Source organism: Mesobacillus stamsii (assembly GCF_030814065.1).
Classification (GTDB): Bacteria; Bacillota; Bacilli; order Bacillales; family Cytobacillaceae; genus Mesobacillus; species Mesobacillus stamsii.
In genome coordinates this window covers 1-18,492 of the sequence record NZ_JAUSUN010000044.1, presented here as the reverse complement: position 1 = coordinate 18,492, position 18,492 = coordinate 1, and the positions used below count along the sequence as shown (strand labels likewise).

Annotated in this window: 22 protein-coding genes, 2 pseudogenes and 1 other annotated feature; of the genes and pseudogenes, 19 read left to right on the top strand and 5 right to left on the bottom strand. The window is 37.7% G+C overall.

From position 1 onward, the window contains the following. Positions 1–857 precede the first annotated feature (857 nt). Entirely contained in the window at positions 858–1,370 is a 513-nt protein-coding gene (locus J2S25_RS19110) for a TnsD family Tn7-like transposition protein (RefSeq protein WP_307192646.1), read from the top strand. Between the two features lie 466 nt (positions 1,371–1,836). Next, positions 1,837–2,054: a binding site (T-box leader), on the top strand. A gap of 62 nt (positions 2,055–2,116) precedes the next feature. Then, on the top strand, positions 2,117–3,553 hold the full coding sequence (gene proS / locus J2S25_RS19105; RefSeq protein ID WP_307192645.1) for a proline--tRNA ligase: 1,437 nt from the start codon (positions 2,117–2,119) through the stop codon (positions 3,551–3,553). Positions 3,554–4,157: 604 nt separating this feature from the next. Here the strand turns inward: proS and J2S25_RS19100 are convergent. Next, on the bottom strand, positions 4,158–4,361 hold the full coding sequence (locus J2S25_RS19100; protein ID WP_307192644.1) for a DnaD domain protein: 204 nt from the start codon (positions 4,359–4,361) through the stop codon (positions 4,158–4,160). A gap of 585 nt (positions 4,362–4,946) precedes the next feature. On the opposite strand from J2S25_RS19100, the gene J2S25_RS19095 reads away from it, so the two are divergent. From J2S25_RS19095 to J2S25_RS19045, 11 genes and pseudogenes are all read left to right on the top strand, one after another. Continuing rightward, a complete protein-coding gene (locus J2S25_RS19095) occupies positions 4,947–5,189 on the top strand; it encodes a magnesium chelatase domain-containing protein (protein ID WP_307192643.1) in 243 nt (80 codons plus the stop codon). 41 nt (positions 5,190–5,230) lie between these two features. After that, a pseudogene (locus tag J2S25_RS19090) lies at positions 5,231–5,674 on the top strand (ATP-binding protein); the annotation flags it as partial. 81 nt (positions 5,675–5,755) lie between these two features. Continuing rightward, entirely contained in the window at positions 5,756–5,914 is a 159-nt protein-coding gene (locus tag J2S25_RS19085; RefSeq protein WP_307192648.1) for an SPOR domain-containing protein, read from the top strand. A 163-nt stretch (positions 5,915–6,077) separates the two neighbouring features. Next, positions 6,078–6,386 (top strand): hypothetical protein, encoded by a 309-nt coding sequence (locus J2S25_RS19080; protein WP_307192642.1) that lies wholly within the window; start codon positions 6,078–6,080, stop codon positions 6,384–6,386. Then, positions 6,376–6,648 carry a hypothetical protein gene (locus J2S25_RS19075; RefSeq protein ID WP_307192641.1) on the top strand — a complete coding sequence of 91 codons (273 nt, stop codon included), beginning with the start codon at positions 6,376–6,378 and terminating at the stop codon, positions 6,646–6,648. The genes J2S25_RS19080 and J2S25_RS19075 overlap by 11 nt, the downstream gene beginning before the upstream one ends. Positions 6,649–6,884: 236 nt before the next feature. Continuing rightward, positions 6,885–7,037 carry a hypothetical protein gene (locus tag J2S25_RS19070; RefSeq protein ID WP_307192640.1) on the top strand — a complete coding sequence of 51 codons (153 nt, stop codon included), beginning with the start codon at positions 6,885–6,887 and terminating at the stop codon, positions 7,035–7,037. Between the two features lie 676 nt (positions 7,038–7,713). After that, positions 7,714–8,445: a plasmid pRiA4b ORF-3 family protein gene (locus tag J2S25_RS19065; protein ID WP_307192639.1), complete on the top strand. Its 732-nt coding sequence runs from the start codon at positions 7,714–7,716 to the stop codon at positions 8,443–8,445. Between the two features lie 19 nt (positions 8,446–8,464). Next, a complete protein-coding gene (locus J2S25_RS19060; RefSeq protein WP_307192638.1) occupies positions 8,465–8,761 on the top strand; it encodes a hypothetical protein in 297 nt (98 codons plus the stop codon). Between the two features lie 652 nt (positions 8,762–9,413). After that, entirely contained in the window at positions 9,414–9,590 is a 177-nt protein-coding gene (locus J2S25_RS19055) for a hypothetical protein (protein WP_157841613.1), read from the top strand. Further along, positions 9,581–10,117 carry a hypothetical protein gene (locus J2S25_RS19050; RefSeq protein WP_052806952.1) on the top strand — a complete coding sequence of 179 codons (537 nt, stop codon included), beginning with the start codon at positions 9,581–9,583 and terminating at the stop codon, positions 10,115–10,117. Before J2S25_RS19055 ends, J2S25_RS19050 begins: the two co-directional genes overlap by 10 nt. A gap of 305 nt (positions 10,118–10,422) precedes the next feature. Next, positions 10,423–10,641, top strand: coding sequence for a hypothetical protein (locus J2S25_RS19045; protein WP_044391622.1), 219 nt, complete (start codon positions 10,423–10,425; stop codon positions 10,639–10,641). A 204-nt stretch (positions 10,642–10,845) separates the two neighbouring features. Here the strand turns inward: J2S25_RS19045 and J2S25_RS19040 are convergent, their stop codons facing one another. The 3 genes from J2S25_RS19040 to J2S25_RS19030 all read right to left on the bottom strand — a co-directional run bounded on the left by J2S25_RS19040 (position 10,846) and on the right by J2S25_RS19030 (position 12,766). Beyond that, complete coding sequence (locus J2S25_RS19040; protein ID WP_307192637.1) at positions 10,846–11,481, bottom strand: hypothetical protein; 636 nt, start codon at positions 11,479–11,481, stop codon at positions 10,846–10,848. A 69-nt stretch (positions 11,482–11,550) separates the two neighbouring features. Then, the gene (locus J2S25_RS19035) at positions 11,551–12,423 is read right to left on the bottom strand and encodes an ImmA/IrrE family metallo-endopeptidase (protein ID WP_044391618.1); all 873 of its coding nucleotides are present in this window, start codon (positions 12,421–12,423) and stop codon (positions 11,551–11,553) included. Then, positions 12,416–12,766: a helix-turn-helix transcriptional regulator gene (locus J2S25_RS19030; protein WP_307192636.1), complete on the bottom strand. Its 351-nt coding sequence runs from the start codon at positions 12,764–12,766 to the stop codon at positions 12,416–12,418. Before J2S25_RS19030 ends, J2S25_RS19035 begins: the two co-directional genes overlap by 8 nt. 316 nt (positions 12,767–13,082) lie before the next feature. On the opposite strand from J2S25_RS19030, the pseudogene J2S25_RS19025 reads away from it, so the two are divergent. From J2S25_RS19025 to J2S25_RS19010, 4 genes and pseudogenes are all read left to right on the top strand, one after another. Next, positions 13,083–13,367, top strand: a pseudogene (locus J2S25_RS19025) (transposase); the annotation flags it as partial. Positions 13,368–13,672: 305 nt separating this feature from the next. After that, positions 13,673–14,032: a cupin domain-containing protein gene (locus tag J2S25_RS19020; protein WP_044391612.1), complete on the top strand. Its 360-nt coding sequence runs from the start codon at positions 13,673–13,675 to the stop codon at positions 14,030–14,032. Positions 14,033–14,452: 420 nt separating this feature from the next. Continuing rightward, on the top strand, positions 14,453–14,848 hold the full coding sequence (locus tag J2S25_RS19015; RefSeq protein ID WP_044391610.1) for a nucleotidyltransferase substrate binding protein: 396 nt from the start codon (positions 14,453–14,455) through the stop codon (positions 14,846–14,848). A gap of 1 nt (position 14,849) precedes the next feature. Continuing rightward, a complete protein-coding gene (locus J2S25_RS19010) occupies positions 14,850–15,143 on the top strand; it encodes a nucleotidyltransferase domain-containing protein (RefSeq protein WP_044391608.1) in 294 nt (97 codons plus the stop codon). A 49-nt stretch (positions 15,144–15,192) separates the two neighbouring features. Here J2S25_RS19010 and J2S25_RS19005 read toward each other — a convergent pair whose 3' ends face one another. Next, positions 15,193–15,270 (bottom strand): YnfA family protein, encoded by a 78-nt coding sequence (locus J2S25_RS19005; RefSeq protein ID WP_307192647.1) that lies wholly within the window; start codon positions 15,268–15,270, stop codon positions 15,193–15,195. Positions 15,271–15,823: 553 nt separating this feature from the next. Here J2S25_RS19005 and J2S25_RS19000 point away from each other — a divergent pair. Then, positions 15,824–16,591 carry a magnesium chelatase domain-containing protein gene (locus J2S25_RS19000; protein ID WP_277813875.1) on the top strand — a complete coding sequence of 256 codons (768 nt, stop codon included), beginning with the start codon at positions 15,824–15,826 and terminating at the stop codon, positions 16,589–16,591. Between the two features lie 161 nt (positions 16,592–16,752). Next, positions 16,753–17,517: a transposase gene (locus J2S25_RS18995; protein WP_307192635.1), complete on the top strand. Its 765-nt coding sequence runs from the start codon at positions 16,753–16,755 to the stop codon at positions 17,515–17,517. Positions 17,518–18,492: the final 975 nt, after the last annotated feature.

Sequence of the window (18,492 nt, the reverse complement as noted above, 5' to 3'; positions counted from 1 at the left end):
TCCGCATAGGAGAAGTAACTAAGCGTCAAAAGGCACTATACGAGAATATCGGCATTTCGCCACCAACCTCGTTACAGTAGCTTCGGGAATGCAGGTTTTAAGTAGTGTCTCCCCCAATTAAGTTCTTCCCTCGTAATTCGAGTTGGAACTTGCGGTATTTAAGTTGGTTTCTGAATGGGGGAGCGTTGGCAACTTTTATATAAAAACTCTACCTTAACCGAAGAATCGGGAGTCGTACCGTTGGTATGTCTTCTCGGTTCTTTTTTTATTGATCAAACGATTGATTAAAGCGGGAGAAAGCCTGTCAGTAAAGGAATTTGGAGCTTATTGAGCCAGAGAAAAAGCGGGAAGAACAGTCTGAAAAGAAAATGAAAAACGATCCCTATATTCTTTATCCTTTATCCTTACCTCTACCTGGAAGGACTTAATTACATAATAGTGGTAAGAATTTTGGGAATAAGGGTTGGTGTTTCATAAAAAAAAAGTCGTTTACTCGGTAAAAAAAGTTCTTTACTGAAAGATTAAGCAAATCTAATATTTTTTATTAGAAAATTAAAATGAGATTATACAATGGTCAGGGCAGACTCGTGAAATTGATTAATTTTCTAATTTATAACATTAACTTCAGAAAGTTAAAAGGATATATTACTGAAAAGTATAGGTGAAGTATCATTACTATGCCTTTTTAAGTACATCTCCTACATAACAAATTCTGAGGCTAGTGTTTTTTTTGTGCCTTTTTAAGAAAGGAATTTATTTTAGAAATATTGGTTCACAGTCTATAAATAAATAGGAGTTAATAATGATAGCATATTTCCCATATAAGAACGAGAGTATTTACAGTATTATTGCTAGATATGGGCATCACACCGGGCTTAAGTCAAAGAGAGGATACATTTGAAAGAAAGCAGTTAAGCCTTCATGATAAATCTCCATTCGGAGCAAAACCTTATATATGTTTGAATAAAGCCTCAAATCATTTTGGTAAACCAGTCGTGGAAGAAATAGAGATTACGTATTGTAATAAGACAAAACTACTAATTGGAACATTTAAATGTTCCTGCGGTTTTCATTATTCAAGAAGAGAAACAGATGATACGTACAAAATACGGAGAATAAAACAGTTTGGAGAAATTTGGGTTGAAAGGTGCAAATATTTAATTAATGATCGCAAATACAGTTATAGAGCTGCAGCAAGAGAATTAAATGTAGATACAAATACAATAATTAAATATTCTAATATAAGGTTTCAGGTTGGTAAATTAAACTTTCACAGTGATGTCGATAAGACTATAAGTAAAATGGAAACCAACAAAAAAAGCTGGTTAAAATTAATAGCTGAAAATCCAAATATATCAGTACCGTCTTAAACGAAATTATTACTGATCATGGAAGAAGGATAAAAATAAATACCTTGGTTGAGCAAGAACGTAAAAGAATGGATGCCAACAACAAAAGGGCAAAAGATGAAAAGAAATTGGATGATATGTTAGCACTATTAGCCTCAAAATATAGTAAGAATACAAGATAAATCGAGTCTTCTTCAAAAAGACATCTTTTACGAGCAAATTTTTGATAATTTCAGGAGATGTACTTGAACTACCATGTAAGAACGTAATTATATTTCATCTTTTGTGTCGAAGCTCTGCTTCGTGGTAACGGTGCAGTTAATACAATAAGTTAAAATTAAAATAATTTCTTTTTGATATAAGAAGAAGTATATATAAAAGCTCTAACATTTTAAACTGCTTTGCTTTTTTCGTAGTAGCTTTATGTTGTATGTGTTACAGTAATAATTGATTTAAATTTAGCAAATTGATATATTAATTTATAAATATGTAATCAATGATGTGATTAAGTAAATAAGGATTGTGAAACAGAAAATATTGCCTTGGCTGAAAGCTATATCACCCCTTCTTATTGAACCCTACCACGGAGATGTTAGTTAAAAACTAACCGAGTCGTTTCGATACAAACGTTTAGAGGACTTATTATTTTTTATTAATGTCGAACTAAGGTGGTACCACGTCTATTAGCATAAAGACGTCCTTATTTGGACTCTTTATGCTTTTTTTATTTTTTTAAGTTATTTCAATTTTTTCAGGAGGGAAAGATAATGTATCAAAAAACAAGTGATTTTTCAAAATGGTATATTGATACGATTCAAAAAGCGGATTTAATGGATTACACCCCAGTTCGCGGTTGTATTGCCTTTAAGCCAGATGGCTATGAATTATGGGAACATATTCAAGAAGAGATGGATAAGCGGTTTAAAGAAACTGGTCATCGTAATGCGTACTTCCCAATGTTAATTCCAGAATCCTTCTTCCAAAAAGAAAAGGATCATATTGAAGGATTTTCACCAGAGCTTCCTTGGGTAACAGAAGCTGCAGGAGAGAAGTTGGAAGAACGATTAGCACTGCGTCCAACTTCTGAAACCATGATTGGACATTTGTATTCAAATTGGATTAAAAGCTATCGAGACCTTCCTGTTTTAATTAATCAATGGGCTAATGTATTCCGTTGGGAAAAGAAAACCCTTCCATTCATCCGCACTTCCGAATTTTTATGGCAAGAGGGCCATACTGCTCATGTGGATGAAGAAGAGGCACGTAAAGAAACGATGCAAATGTTAACGATTTATAAAGAAGTTGTTGAAGAATTACTTGCGATTCCAGTTTATGATGGGCAAAAGACACGGTCTGAACGTTTTGCCGGTGCGGTTGATACATACTCCATTGAAGCAATGATGCAAGATGGAAAAGCTGTACAAGCAGGTACCTCGCACTATCTAGGTACAAAATTTGCGGAAGCATTTGATATCAAATATTTAAATAAAGAAAATAAACACACATATGTACATACAACTTCTTGGGGCACGTCTACACGTTTAATTGGTTCAGTCATCATGGTTCATGGCGATGAAAAAGGACTTGTCTTGCCGCCCAAAATAGCACCAACGCAAGTTGTTTTGATTCCAGTTGGTCCATGGAAAAAGAACCCTGCAATTATGGAGAAATTAAATGAAATCTTTGCAGCTTTAAAAGCGAAAGGAGCCCGCGTTCGTCTTGATGATTCTGATCAATCACCAGGCTATAAATTTAATGAATGGGAGCTAAAAGGGGTACCTGTACGTATTGAGCTTGGTCCACGTGATTTAGAAAAAAATCATGCTTTAATGAAAGCCCGTGATGAAGGAGAAAAAATTTCCATACCTTTGGAATCAATTATTGAAAGCATTGAAAAAGAACTTGAAACCATGCATACACGTCTATTCGAAAAAGCCAAAGCATTCCGTACAGAGAATTCACACACACATATCGATTCTTTGAAGCAGTTAAAACAACATCTAGGAGAATCTGAACAAAATGAAACAATTCCTGGATGGATATTAGCTGGTTGGTGCGGAGACAATATTTGTGAAGAAAATGTAAAAGAACAAACAAAATTCACAACGCGTAACATCCCATTCAACCCACCAATAACAAAGCACACATGCATTCATTGCGGGAAAGAAGCTAAACATACTGTTTGGTTTGCGCGTGCTTACTAATTTACATTGTGAAATATTAACTTAAACTAAACCAGCTAATAGTTTGTCAACATTTTTCAATAAAAAATATAATTATACACACTAGTGTTGCATTAATTAATATTCAATATTAAAAAGACTCAAAATCTTCACTAACTGGAATTTTACTTTTTTCTCCAGTATGGACAGCGCTATGAGATTTTAAACTAGGAAGGGACACAGGGACAGGTACCTCGTCCCACCATTTTTTTACAACTGGTATAGTGTGGTGGTTACATAGAGGAGCATGGAGGTGTGGGGTGTCGGGTGGTTGGGTTGTGTGAGAATGATAAACAGAAATCCGCCGGGGCAATGTGTCTTGGCGGATTTTTAAAGGAATGGTCACAGTGACGCCCCGGAATTTGTCGAGTTGGTAGGATAGAAGTGTAGGGGTGGTTGGGTTTGTTGTTGTGCTTTTTTCTATTAAATCCCAGGTGCCTATCACCACCCAAAAAATATTGTTTCACAAAATATTTCACGAATTGGGTGGTGAATAGGTTATATGGATTGGGAAGTGGGAGGGGATGTGTTTGACGGTTGGTTTTGCTTTTTCCTCAAAAGTAAGGCTAATTCTTCCCTTTCTTTTTCAATGTTTTTGGTTAGCTTTTTTTGTATTTTGAAATGTACTTGCTTCTTCCAAAGCGGCTTCAATGGTCGTAATGCCTTTTCGTTCCCAATCCTCTAAAATCCTTCTTACATACCCTACCCTTCTTTTATTCCAATCTTGGGTGTAACTTCTAAACTTTAAATTCGTTAATTTTTGCTCAATAAGATTGAACTCTTTTTGCAAAAACATCGCCTATTTTTTGCACCCGCTTCTAGACATGTCTTTTTGATGAGCTGAATGGATGTTTGCTTTACGCATAATTTTTGGTCTTTATCGAGTGAATATTGTCGTTGAAATGAGCTAGTTAAGACAAAGGTGATCCACTTACTGGGAAACACTACTATTCTACCTCAGCGTTAGCTGCTTGCCCTCGTTTTAAGTTCCTGCCACCATCCAAAATTTTATCCAATGGGAGTGTGATGTTGGGGATGGTTGTCAGTCTTTTTTCGAATTATAGAAATTTCTTGAATTTCATTTAAGAAATTGGGAAGGGGTGTACGTGGATTTAATGTATAGTCCTAAAATTTACTTAAAATAAAATTTTTCCTCGTAAGGACTTATGAAAATAGGGGTTTTCAAATTTTATTAACGAAGTCCATAACCATTTCCCTCTTTTCTTTACATGCACAATGATTTAAAAACAGGTATAATACCATCAAACAGAACAGATGTTTCTTTGAAGGGAGAGTTTTGGATGGCAACGTATAATGTATCCGTACCATTGGATTAAAGGGGATAGAAGGATACAAGGTTCAGGTAGAGGTCCAGTTGATTCCAGGTGTTGAAGGGGTTAGTATTGTCGGACTTCCCGATGCATCTGTAAAGGAGTCTAAGGATCGGGTAATGGCGGCCTTGTATGCGAATGATTGTCAGCTTCCGGATAAAAAGGTGGTGATTAATCTATCGCCGGCGGAGCAGAAGAAAAATAGTCCGATTTTTGATTTGGCGATTGGGATTATGAAAGAACGGGGGAATTTCGGGATTCCATTCCAGATGGGGCTGCTTTTTTAGGTGTGTTGTCTTTAGATGGATCTATAAAGGCTGTTGATGGCATGTTACCGGCCATTTTGGCAGCGAAAACAGCGGGCTTTACCATTTTATATCTTCCTCCCTTGGACGATTTCCCACTTCAACAAATGGAGGGGTTGGTATTTCGGTTTGTCGAGACTTTACAGGAAGTGATTGAATCTTTTTCTGGACAGTTATCTGTTTTTTCTACCACATTATCTTCACCTTCACCACCTTCCACAGCTTCTGTGCATCAAAAAGATTTTAAGCATATCTTAGGACATCAGCAAGTGAAAAAAGCGTTGGAGATTGCTGCTGCCGGAGGGCATAATGTGATGATGACAGGTCCCCCGGGCTGTGGAAAAAGCTTGCTTGCGGAGACGTTTCCTTCGATTTTACTTTATCTTTCTCATGAACATCAGTTTTAAGTGGTCAGTATCTATCAATTAGTTGGGGTGGAAAAACCTCATTTAGGGCTCCCTCCATTTCGACATCCTCATCATTCAGCATCGGCTGTTTCCTTGATTGGAGGAGGTTCAAATCCGACCAGGAGAAGCGAGACAGGTTCCTTGATTGTCTTGAAATATTCTAGTCCAACTAAAAAGCCTCCTGATGAGAAGACTTTATATAGAGTGCAAGTTGGCGCAATTTCAAATAAGACAAATGCAGAAGCACTATTGAAAAAAGTGAAAACTGCAGGGCTTGATGGGTATGTTAAGTTTGAATGAAGTATCATATTCTGATAACATCAGGCTAATATCTGCTTAATCATAAAGCCTCATTATAAGCATTAGTATTAAAGGGAATAATCATTTATAATGGTGGTATAGATTTTTGTAGCACAAGAAAGTCATTGTCAGCTATTAAAAAAAGAAGGAGGAGGTGTCCTTCATGAAGATATATGTGAAAAATGATGATGGAAAAATGTACGAAGCTTTCCAGGTTGATAAAAACACCTATACGTTTAAAACAGAAAATAAAACATTTGAACTTTCACTTTCAGAGTCCAATGAGGTACATGGTTTTAGCAATTTATCAGCGGAACAAAAGAAGAGAATGACAAAAGCAATTTTTTCAAATGACGATATTTTAGAACAGTTAAGAGACGCTAGAAAAAATAGAGATAGTGATTTTTCATATTATAGTGGCGATGAAATGGAATTTGACAAATTAGTGGATGAGATTAATAGTGATAGTTAAAGAAATCAACTATGAAGTTACTTGGGGACAAAAAGCAAGAGTGAAACTTGCTGAGATGAAACCGTATAAAATTGATCCAAAATTGGTTTTCCGAAACTCTAAAAGCATATTGTCAGTAAAACCAAGGGAAAAAGCTGATGAGGGACACAGGGACAGGTACCTCGTCCCATCATTTTTTTACAATTGGTATGTTGTGGTGGTCGCATTCAAGGGGCATAAAGAAGGGTGCCTGTCACTTCCCGAAATTTGTCGAGATTTGTAGAATAGAAAACTCGAAAAGTTTGTTTCGAATCTGAGATTTTTTGGAAAAGCTCTGAGGAATTGACGCAGAGTATTTTTTGTGTCTAAGGTGGCGCAATCCACTGTCATTTCCGGGATTTTGTTGAAGATTGTAGAGTAGTGGGGTATAAGAATATGGTAGAATAAAAGGTGCAGCTGAATATTGTGAGGGTGGTTGGTTGTTACTTTCTTTCCATTTTTGGAAAGGAGGTGATAATCATGGAAACATTTCTTGAATTCTTGCGTGAAGTTCTGAAGGGAGTAGTGCGTGAAATAAGCGCCTATTTCTTTCGGAAAAGCATTCTAGATCTAGAACACAAGAAAACCACCCCGCGCCGTCGCAAGCATAGGGGTGGTTCTCAACATAAATAAAATCGTTTGACAACCACCACCCTGACGGTTGAGGTTGCAGGGAGAAGTGTTCGCGCACTTCTCTTTTTATTATATATCCATTATACATAAAAATATTCTCAATTTGAAGAGGGTGCCTGTCATTTCCCGAAAATACTTCCCAGTGAAGCAAGGGACACAAGGGACATAGGGACAGGTACCTTGTCCCACCATTTTTTTACAACTGGTATGGTGTGGTGGTTACATACAAGGGGCATGGAGGCATGGGGTGTGTATCCCAAACAATCTGATGCCTTTCGTGACAAAGGTAGCAAAAGGGCAGTTAGAAAATTAAGTGTATTTGGAAATGACAATGATACAATAGACGGGACAGGCGTCCAGTGGGACACAGGGACAGGCACCTCGTCCCACCATTTTTTTACAACTGGTATGGTTGGGTGGTTACATACAAGGTGGATGGGGTGTGGGTGTCGGGTGGCAGGGTGGTGTGAGAATGAATAAACAAAAATCCGCCTAGGCTATGTGTCTATAGGTAGAGAATAGGGTAAATGAATATCAAGTGCTAGTAGAGAAATAAAAGAAGTTGTTAAATAAAGACGAGAAAACAATTATTCAGAGTGGGTGGGAAAATAGGTCAAAGCATATGCTCGCTGCGAGTGGTGCTCATTCTCAAAGCTTAAATGGAGGTGCTCAGTAAATGAAATCATATATAATCAAAATAGAACTAGAAGAATCAAGTCCATTGATTTGGAGAAGAGTTATAATGCCAGCAGGGGCTACATATAGAAGGCTTCATGATATTATCCAAAATGTGAGCAACTTTCAGAGTGGTTATCCTGGAGGTGGTTATCATCTGTATGAGTTTGGTCTACCGGAAGAGAATAGAATCGTCACAGATAATGAAGAAGCATACATGGAACACCAGCACTACATAAAGAATAAAAAGTATTATGAAGATCGGCTGAAATCAATGCCTGCCAATATGCTTCAGTTTGAACAGAACCACCAGGAGCGATTAAAGATTGAGGTCAGAAAGCCTACTGGACTGAAGATTGATGATTACCTGGAAAAGTACAAAGAAATCCGATACAACTATGACTTTGGGGATGACTGGCGGTTTACCATTAAACTTGAAGAAATCGTTGATGATTATTACTTCGGATACCCAACTCTACTTGATGGAGCTGAGACAGCACCGCCAGAAGATGTCGGCGGGATTCATGGGTTTTATGAATTTCTAGAAGCCTACAGGGATCCAAAGCATCCAGAGCATGGTGACATGAAGGCTTGGGTTGAGGATTGGAATTTCAGAGAGTACAATCCTGAATGGATTAATGCCAGACTCAAAGGTCTTGATTACAAGAAAACCGAGTGGGACAAGATTAATCATGAGAACTACAAAGTGATCGAGGATAAGTATAGGAAGTGAAATGAAAGAGGATGGCCAATTGAAATATTCAGAAACAGAAGTAAAGAAAATGCTGAAAGCAGTAGACTTGAGTCTCGAAGAACAGATCAAGTTTAACATCTTGAACTTCATCAGGACAATTCATCTTAATAAACTGGACTTCATTGAATCATCCTTCGGGTCCGAGTTATTTGGTGAGCTACCCATGACCTTTCAGAAGAATCCAGGTCAGGTGATGGAGCTGATCACTGCCACCATCAATGGTGAAGTGCAGAAGTACGTTTTCAATGATAAAGGTTATGAGCCTTTAGAGGATTTGCTGGAGTTAGGAAAATAAAAATATTCAAGTGGGAAACAAGTGGCAAGGGACACAGGGACAGGTCCCTCGTCCCACCATTTTTTTACAACTGGTATGGTGTGGTGGTTACATAGAATGGCATGGAGGCGTGGGGTGTGGGTGTCGGAGCATGGAGACGGTTCTTCCAAGAAAGCCGGTATCCCGTGTAGAAATAAGATTATCTGGAAATCCCGAGAGGGATTTCTTTTAGTTTTCCTTTTAAAATATTTGTATCTTCACCATTGTTTGTTATTTACACGCAATTCTGACAATAAGAAAGCATGGCCTTTGCCGCTTGGGTATTTGATGGATTTATGGGAATGCCACAAACAATTTACTGGAATGGCCAAACCCATGGAGGATCTATCGATTGATGATGTGATTCCGGTGGGGATATAGTACGAGGCACTCTGAAAGTTAACAATAAAATTACCAACACTACATTTTAAATGGATACCTTGTTAATTTAACTATTTGAACCGAATACAGTAAAATTTCCTTTTTAAATATATGACGAATTGTCTAAGTTTTCATGACACATCTACTGTGGAATTATTTATAATAAGGTGGTATAATTTTATCAAGGAATGCATATACTAACTACTACTTTTCAAATTGGGGTGATAGTATGTGCGATAAGGAGGATGTTGAAATGGCTACGGAAACAATTTTTCAACGATTTACTCTAGATGAAGAAGCATCTAAAAAAATTATATCGTCTCCACGCACTAAAATTAGACATGCAAATGTATTTAATGATATAAAGCTTAATAAATCAGAAAGAATTGCTAATGCAGCAAGAATATTAAATTCTAGAAAATGCAAATAGTTAGTTTATCAAGCTTAATTGAGGCAACTCAAGAAGAGGCTGATATTTATCTATACTTATCATTTTTCCGAAGCATAAAGAACAAAGATGTGGAAACATTTCTACACTTTAATGCAATTCCAAATGAAAAAAGAGCTTTAACTCGTACTAGTCTAGTGGTGGATGATGAAAATAATGATGAAATAATTGGTTATTTTACTCTTTTAGCAAAACCTTTTGAAATTACAGACGAAGTTTCAAATGAATCAAGAAGGAAATTAGCCGGAAATAAAAGTGCTAAAGTATTTAATTCGATTTTAATAGCCCAGCTAGGAAGATCCGATAGTTATAAGGGTGAAATTAGCGGGGATGTTATCTTAGGTTTTGCATTAGAGAACTGTGAACTTATATACGATTTATTAGGTTTACGAATAGTGTGTGTAGAATATGATGATAATCCATATTTAAATGATTTTTATTTGAAAAATGAATTTAAAATTCTTCAAATTAATAATAACCAAAAAATATTAGCCTATCTAAGATTTTAATAGATACCATTAGATAACAGAGCTTGGAACATTCCAAGTTCTTTTTTAACGGATTTCCTAAAGAAGTCTCCCATCCTCAAGGAATGGGAAGGGCTAAAGCCCAATGAGTAGGTGGGAGATGGGAGGGACGGAGGGACAGGTACCTTGTCCCACCATTTTTTTACAAATAGTATAGTATGATCGTATTCAATTTGAAGTGGAAGCTTCAGCAGCAAGGACAGACTTAACCAAGCGAGAACAAATCAAGATCGAAGAAATAGAAATAATGATGGAGCAACTCAATCAAGAATTATATGAAGCGGTAGATGAAGAGCTTAATCAAGCTGGACAAGATACAAAGCGGGTCGTACTTAACGAATGAGATTGTGAAGTTGAAAAATCAGCTTTATGCGTTTGAGGAGCGACAGGAAAAGGCTGCAAAGTATCTGACTGAACTGGAGTGGCTAAGTAATGAATTAAAGGACATGCCAGAGTTTGATCCACTGAAGCACCTCATCGCCTTCAGAGCTGATATTTTTGAATGACTTGTAGAAGGTGGAACCATTTACCGCGATATAGTCGGATTGTTTATAAACTTAGCACGGGTATTGAATGGGAGTGTTATCTAGAAGACAAACTCTCGTACAAATTGAAGGTGAAACGGCCGAGAAGGAAGAAGAAAAAATAGCGGAAAACTAGCAACCCACCGAGTTAGCATCTAGGTTTCGGGTGGTTTCTTGGTGGGTTCGTTAATCTTCATTCAAAATAGAGGGATATAGGATATCCATTCCCTCAACAAATTGTCCCCATTCTGGATTATTCTTTTTTTCATAAGGTGTTAGATAATATTGATATTTGTAAAGTATTCTCAAAGATTGTCTATCACCGAAATCCATTTTGTATAAATAATAAATAAGTTCATACATTTTGATAGCTTGTACATTATCTAGTCCCGTAGTCCACTCTTCAGCCTTTTCAACCAATTGAATAGCATTCGAATCATTAGCAGCAAAGTACAGTAATTCTTTTACCGCAATGAAAGCTAGGGATTTCACTTCACCACGATCCTCTTTATTATCTAGTAGTGGCTCATACTTGGTTAATGGAAAGATTTTCTCTTCAATGGAATCTCTTAACACTTTTTCTTCAGGAGTTAAAGCCTCATCTTGATGAACAACTAGGCGACGTGGAGTACTATTAATTTGACTATCAATATAAGACTGAACGGACGGTATAACCAACTCATCATAGACGGCCTCGTGTATCGCTAAGTTAGGGAATGCCACAAAGATTGGGTCTAGCCACACTTCTTTAAATTTAGGGAAACCAAAACAATACTTTGCGTGTTTACTTCTATCTGGAGAAATAAGAAAATTAGCATCCATTGTTATAATTTGATCAGGATGCTTAAAGATACTTTTTTAAACCAGGGTTAGAGGAAGTTACGTTAACTTTCATTGTCTCTCTTTAAAGAAGGCTTCAAATTCATCCATATCTTCATCCAAAATTGTAAACTCATATCCGAAGTCATCAGGGTTTTTATGAAACAAGTTTAATGTCTCAGTGAATTTATCTTCATCTATAATATTATCTTCAAAGTTACGAATAATGACCTCGATGTCTTTTGGAGAAATACCGGTTGTTGAAGTAGTAGTGTTAAGCTTAGAAAAGATATCTTTGTTAATGGCTTGGCCTAATCGACCATATTCACTATTAAGATTACGTTCGTCAGCAGCATAAAGTTCAGTATACTGTTCCTCTGAAATTGCATTGATCTCCTTTAATCTCTTAACCAATGAACGATAAGGTAGCCACCATGTACATTGAAGCCTTGCAATGAAACGAAGTATGGTCTTGGTCTGCACTTTTTGAAGCGAAGATGTTTTGAATTCTATAAGAACGATGCTTTCCAGTATGCTTTCAGGTAACAAGAATTCAGCTGCAAATCGGTTGGCCTGTGCTTCAATTAAGTTGTGTTCTTCATCTTCTAACCGACTCAAGTGAGATCCAGTTTTCGTATAAAAATGATATAACTCATGAGCAAGAGCAAAAACCTGTTTATCAAAATAATCGGCAGTATTCAAACCAATAAAAACAAGTTCTTCGCCACCTTCTTCGGAATACATGAGTGCAGCCGAAAAAGCTGGATTCCCGTCCTCCGATTTGATTGGGTACTCCAGCAGTCTAATGTCTAAGTTTTCAATTATTGTAAAAATATCATTAGCAATTGGAGTTTCCCCTACAAAGCCTAAGGTTTGACGTTTATCCCTGGCTAGTTTACGAATATTTTCAATTTGTAGTTCGTTAAGTACGATCCTATTACTCATTTTCGAATTTTCTCCTTAACAGTATTTGCTGTCTAAGAGTGAGCATCATTTTGAACAACCGATCAACACCCTCTTTTTCTCCTTCACTTAACGCTTCACTTCGCAAAGCAATAAATGAGTTCGTTTCCTTTTTTTCAACAAACATATCCGTAATTTCGAAATCCAAAATCTTAGATAATGCTTCAAATTGAGTAATTGATGGGATGAAATTTTCCCGTTCTATGCGGCCAATCATGACTCGGTTGATGCCAGTAAGGTTGCTTAGTTCTGCTTGAGTTAACCCTTTTTGTTCTCGCTTTTCTTTTACTGTTTCAGCAAGTTTAGCGGTTGATAATTTTTTCATGTGAAGGCCTCCTTTCAGTACATAGTATGACCTTTCTTAATTATATGATACTAAAAATAACAACATAACACAATTAAAGGATAAAAATGATAAAATAAATTCAGAAATGTAATTTAAAATAACATATTATTAACAAAAGGGACACAGGGACAGGTTCCTTGTCCCACCATTTTTTAAGGGACACAGGGACAGGTTCCTTGTCCCACCATTTTTTTACAACTGGTATTGTGTGGTGGTTACATAGAAGGGGCATGGAGGTATGGTATAATGGACCCATGAAACTAGACACGAAATGAGGAGATGTTAAAGTAGTTTTATGACAAAAAGAAACCGATATACACCAGAATTTAAATCTCAAATCGTGCTGGAAATATTCAAGGAAGAAAAGTCATTGAGCGAACTTGCTTCCCACCATGGAATCCATGTGAATCAATTACGGCAATGGCGTAAGTCTGCGTTAGAACAACTGCCACAGCTGTTTACATAAGACAATAAAAAACAGGATCAACTCATCTCCAGCTATGAAGACCAGATTCAAAACCTATACGCCGAAGTCGGAAAACTGACCACGCAGCTGTCGTGGCTTAAAAAAAAATCTGTAAAGGGACATGGGGACGATTGACTGCTTTTCCGTACATCTATTACCTGAAGCAGTATAATGGTAGAGACTTAACAAACAAGTCAAAAGGTGAAATAATAGACATAGCTTCCTTACATACAATAGTATAAATTTTTATATCGATAAAAAACATATGCAAAGGTCGAGATTGGGAGAAAAGTCGAGGTCTTATACTTGGGTTCGCGCAAGAATCTTTACCAACTAAAGTGAGTGCGAAAAAAATAAAGATTATAAACGAATCCAAAAAAAGGATTCAAAAAAAACTTGCAATAGGGGGATTTCTACAAATGGATAAGGTAAATATCAACGAAAAGTTCTCTCTTTTTAGTGATTATTGGAGTCCTAAAATCGCTGGAGAAATTAACGATTTGCATGTAAAATTCGCGAAGCTGAAGGGGGAGTTCATCTGGCATAAGCATGAACATGAGGATGAGATGTTCCTTGTTGTAAAAGGAGAACTTTTGCTTAAATTTAGGGATAGAGATGTGCACCTTAATGAGGGGGAATTCATGATTGTTCCTAAAGGCGTAGAGCATCTTCCCATTGCAGAAGAGGAAGCACATGTTATCTTTTTTGAACCGAAATCAACCGTTAATACGGGTGACGAAGTCAATGATAGAACGGTTTCCGATCTTTCATTGATATAAAAGGGACACAGGGACAGGGTTCTTGTCCCACCATTTTTTTACAACTAGTATGGTGTGGTGGTTAGATTCATGGGGCATGGGGTTTGGGTGTTGGGGTAGGGTGAAAATGAATAAATAAAAATCCGCCTGGCAATGTGTCTGGGCGGATTTTTTGTGATCGGGTTATTCTAAGTCTTTTGTGCGGACACAGGGACAGGTACCTTGTCCCACCATTTTTTTACAACTGGTATGGTATGGTGGTTATATACAAGAGGCATGGAGGTATGGGGTGTGGGTGTCGGGTGGCTGGGTAGTGTGAGAATGTGCAACTTTTAAATCCGCAACTTTAGGCTGCCTTGACCCTCCGCATGTTAAGTATTGTTGCATAATTGTGGCGAATGTATAATGATTATATAGAAAAGCGTTAAAGGAGTTGATTGAGTGAGTAAGCGTAAATTGTTGCAAAGCGTAAATAATTTGGAACAAGCTATTACAAGACTGGAGGAAGCACTTGGGGAAGATCTATCGAACAGTTTATTGGTTGATGGTACAATTCAACGTTTTGAATTTACAATTGAACTATACTGGAAAACACTGAAACGAATATTGGCTTCAGAGGGAATTGAAACAATGACTCCAAAAGAAACGCTCAAAGAAGCGTATCAAATTGGCTGGCTAAACGATGAAACCGCTTGGCTTCAAATGCTAAAGGATAGAAACGAAACTTCGCATACATATGACGAAGAAGCTGCTCTTAGAATTTTGCAGAACATCAAAAAATATTTTCCAGAAATGAAAACCACATTAAAAATCTTAATTAAAAAAGCAGGCAATTAAAATGCTTGCATCTACCATTACATCTCAAATAACTTCAATAGCAGCAAGGTTTCCCGATATAAAAAAGGTTGTATTGTTTGGCTCGAGAGCTCATGGTGACCACAGCCCGCGTTCAGATATTGATTTAGCTATAATAGCACCAGATTTATCATCACGGGATTGGTTAACTTTTACAGAAACCCTGGAAGAAGAGTTAGAAACACTCTTGAAAATAGATGTAATAAACCTGTCAATGGCATCAAAAAAACTTAAGGATGAGGTAGATCAGTGCCATATTGTGTTATATCAGCTCTAAGAAGCGAGGGGACGTACCTTTCGCTTTTTTCAATTCTTGTCTTTTTACTTTATTGGCGAGGTGCAAATAACATTACTGAAACACCCACTAAACATATACCAGCACCTATCCAATCGTATAAATTCATCGAAATCTACATCATCTTCCTCGTCCCATACACAAATAGTTAGTAAACTATCTACTATTTTCATCATCACTTCTCCGGTAAATATCTGTGAAAAGAAATACTTAGCTGCATTGGCATCTCAAATTACTTTCAATAGCAGCAAAATTCCCGGATATAAAAAAGTACTATTTACCAGCTATTTGTCCTTGTTGGATTAACTGTCCAAATGGTGCTTGGCTAGTTTATTAATCAAACGTTTGATTAAACGCTGAATGCTTTTTTTCTTTCGAGAAGGAGGATTTTGTTGCTTCTTTTTTTGTGTGAGGGAGCGTCTGAAATATTTTATAGGATAAGGCAGGAGTTAAAAAGCTGATGTCGAATAATGTATGTTGATCCTTCCTATCCCTTCTTCTTTTTCCTTCTATTGGTCTCCGATGTTTTTCTGGTATTGAACTTCATGTTCCCGATTCTATTGTTTCCATTTATCAAAAACTAGCTAATAAAGGGGGAGTTTATCCTGGCTGTTAAGGTTTCTTCTATTGGACTACAGGGTCTCGAGGGTTATCCTGTCGATGTGGAGGTCGAGGTGTCAAAAGGGAAGGAGTCGATGGTGATTGTCGGGTTGCCGGATGCTTCAGTGAAGGAGTCGAAGGAACGGGTTATGGCGGTGCTGCGGTTACTGAAGTGTGATTTGACAGATCGGAAGGTTGTCGTCAACTTATCACCGCCGGAGCAACGGAAGAATGGCGCGATGTTTGATCTGGCGATGGCAGTGGGAATTTTAAAAGAGGAGGGGTTCATCAAGATGGCATTGCCGGAACGGATTGCGTTTATCGGCGCACTTTCGCTCGATGGCTCTGTCCGGAAGGCGGACGGTATGCTGCCGGCATTGATTGCCGCAAAGCTGCTGGGCTTTGACAAGGTAGTGATGCCAAATGATGAGAGTGTTCCCACTGAAATGCTCAAAGACCTTGAGTGTATAAAAGTAGCGAATATCCATGAAGTGATGGAATACTTATCAGGGCAGCTGCTTCTTCCACTTTCGGCTGTAGTGGCAAAAACTGAAGAAGAACTGTGTGATTTTAGCTTTAGCCACGATTTTCCCCATATTATCGGCCATGAAAATGCGAAAGAGGCTCTAGAAATAGCGGCTGCTGGCGGGCATAATGTGCTGATGAGCGGTCCACCGGGCTGTGGGAAAAGCATGTTGGCGGAAACATTTCCTTCAATCCTTCCTCCATTGACAAGAGAAGCCCGGGGACAAAGGGACAGGTCCCTCGTTCCACCAATTTTTTACAGTTGGTGTAAGCTACAGTCACTAACCAAAGTTTTTAAAAAGTGAGGTGGAAAAGGGGTAAGGAGGCGGGGGCATACCATTTGCTAGCTACTGTATGCCTACTTTGAAGGGGAAGTTGAAAACGAGTTATTATGGAAAGTTATAAGTAAGTATTTGAAAAAGTAAACGTCCCTATGTCCCACCTAATTCTGGAGGTGATTTACCTTTTGCCGCGGGAAGCAAGGAAGATAAGCAGGAGTGGTGTTTACCACCTTATGCTCCGAGGAATCAATCAGCAAACGATTTTTGAAGAGGATGAAGACAAGCTGAAGTTTTTAGAAACATTGAAAAAATACAAGAAGATCACTGGTTTTGAGCTTTATGGCTACTGTTTGATGGATAACCATGTCCATTTGCTAATAAAAGAAGGAGAAGAAGCCATCGCCAATGTTATCAAACGAGTTAGTTCAAGTTATGTGTATTGGTATAACATGAAATACCAGCGGGTAGGCCATTTATTTCAAGAACGATTTAAAAGCGAAAATGTCGAGGACGACCGTTATTTTTTCACCGCCTTACGATATATTCATCAAAACCCATTAAAAGCCGGATTAGCGAAAGATATATTTACTAGTATGTGGACAAGCATGAATGAATATATGCGAAAAGGGGAACTTGTTGATATCGACCGGGCACTCAATCAAATTTCTAGTGACAGAAAAGCAGCACTTAAATGGTTCATTCATTATATGCAGGAGTCTAATAAGGATCAATGTTTAGAATATAAAGTGAGATTCAGATTATCTGACAACCAAGTCAGGATCTATCTTCATGAAATGGGCATCTCCAATAATAGTCTGTTACAGCGAATGGACCGAGAAAACAGGGATGCGGTTTTGCTTCAGATAAAGAAACTGGAGGGGGTGACAATTAGGCAAATCTCCAGAATCACAGGGATTTCGAAAAGTGTGATTGATCGCATTGGGACATAGGGACAGGTTCCTTGTCCCACCATTTTTTTACAACTGGTATGGTATGGTGGTTAGATTCAAGGGGCATGAAAGCATGAGGTGGGAACGTCAAGTTGCTGGGTAGTGTGAAAATGAATAAATAAAAATCCACCTGGTCAATGTGTCTTGGCGGATTTTTTGTGATCGGGTTATTCTAAGTCTTTTGTGCTGTAGGATTTATTTTTATTTATTGTCGCGAATTGATTTTTTTATGGGATAAAGGGGCGGTTCCTTGGTCCCATTCGGGGGTCGAAATATTTGCTGCATGGGGATTTTACATCTAAAGTTTATAACCAGATCGGAATAGTGTTCTGATCTGGTTATTGTTATTTTTTATTGGCATTTTACTCAAAATCTTTTTGTTTTCGTTGATGGTGGCGAAGTTGGTTTAGAACGAAGTATGCTTCACATAAATAGTGAAATTTTAAGAGGGAAGATAGCTCAACAATGCGGTTTTGGCGTCTCAATCGGGAGTCAAAATAGTTTAGTAGAATTAAATGGGCATTTTTTTGGCGGCAACCTGATGTTTGCGCGTTATAAGACAACACTTTGGAAGTGGCTGAGACGAATGCATGATAGAAGTTGGATAACCCGCACCCTTAAGGCCAGGGGCCAATTTAATCAAACGTTTGTTTAATTTGGAGACATGCGAAGCTACTTGGGTTTTGTGGAGTGTGGATTTGGGAGAGACACAGGTAAGACGCGGGAATAGTTGGTTATGGTATGTTGATGCGCTAGGGTTTCTTGGGACAAAGGAACGGTTCCTTAAAAGAAGGGTGCCTGTCACTTTCCGAAATTTGTCGAGATTTATAGAATAGTAAACTCAAAGAGTTGTTGTGCAAACCCTAAGATTTTTTTGAGATATATAAATGGAATTAAAGGATTTTAGGAATATTCGTCCAATTATTATAGGTAAATAAAACCTATGGGAAGGCGGACAAATAATGAAAATCCTCC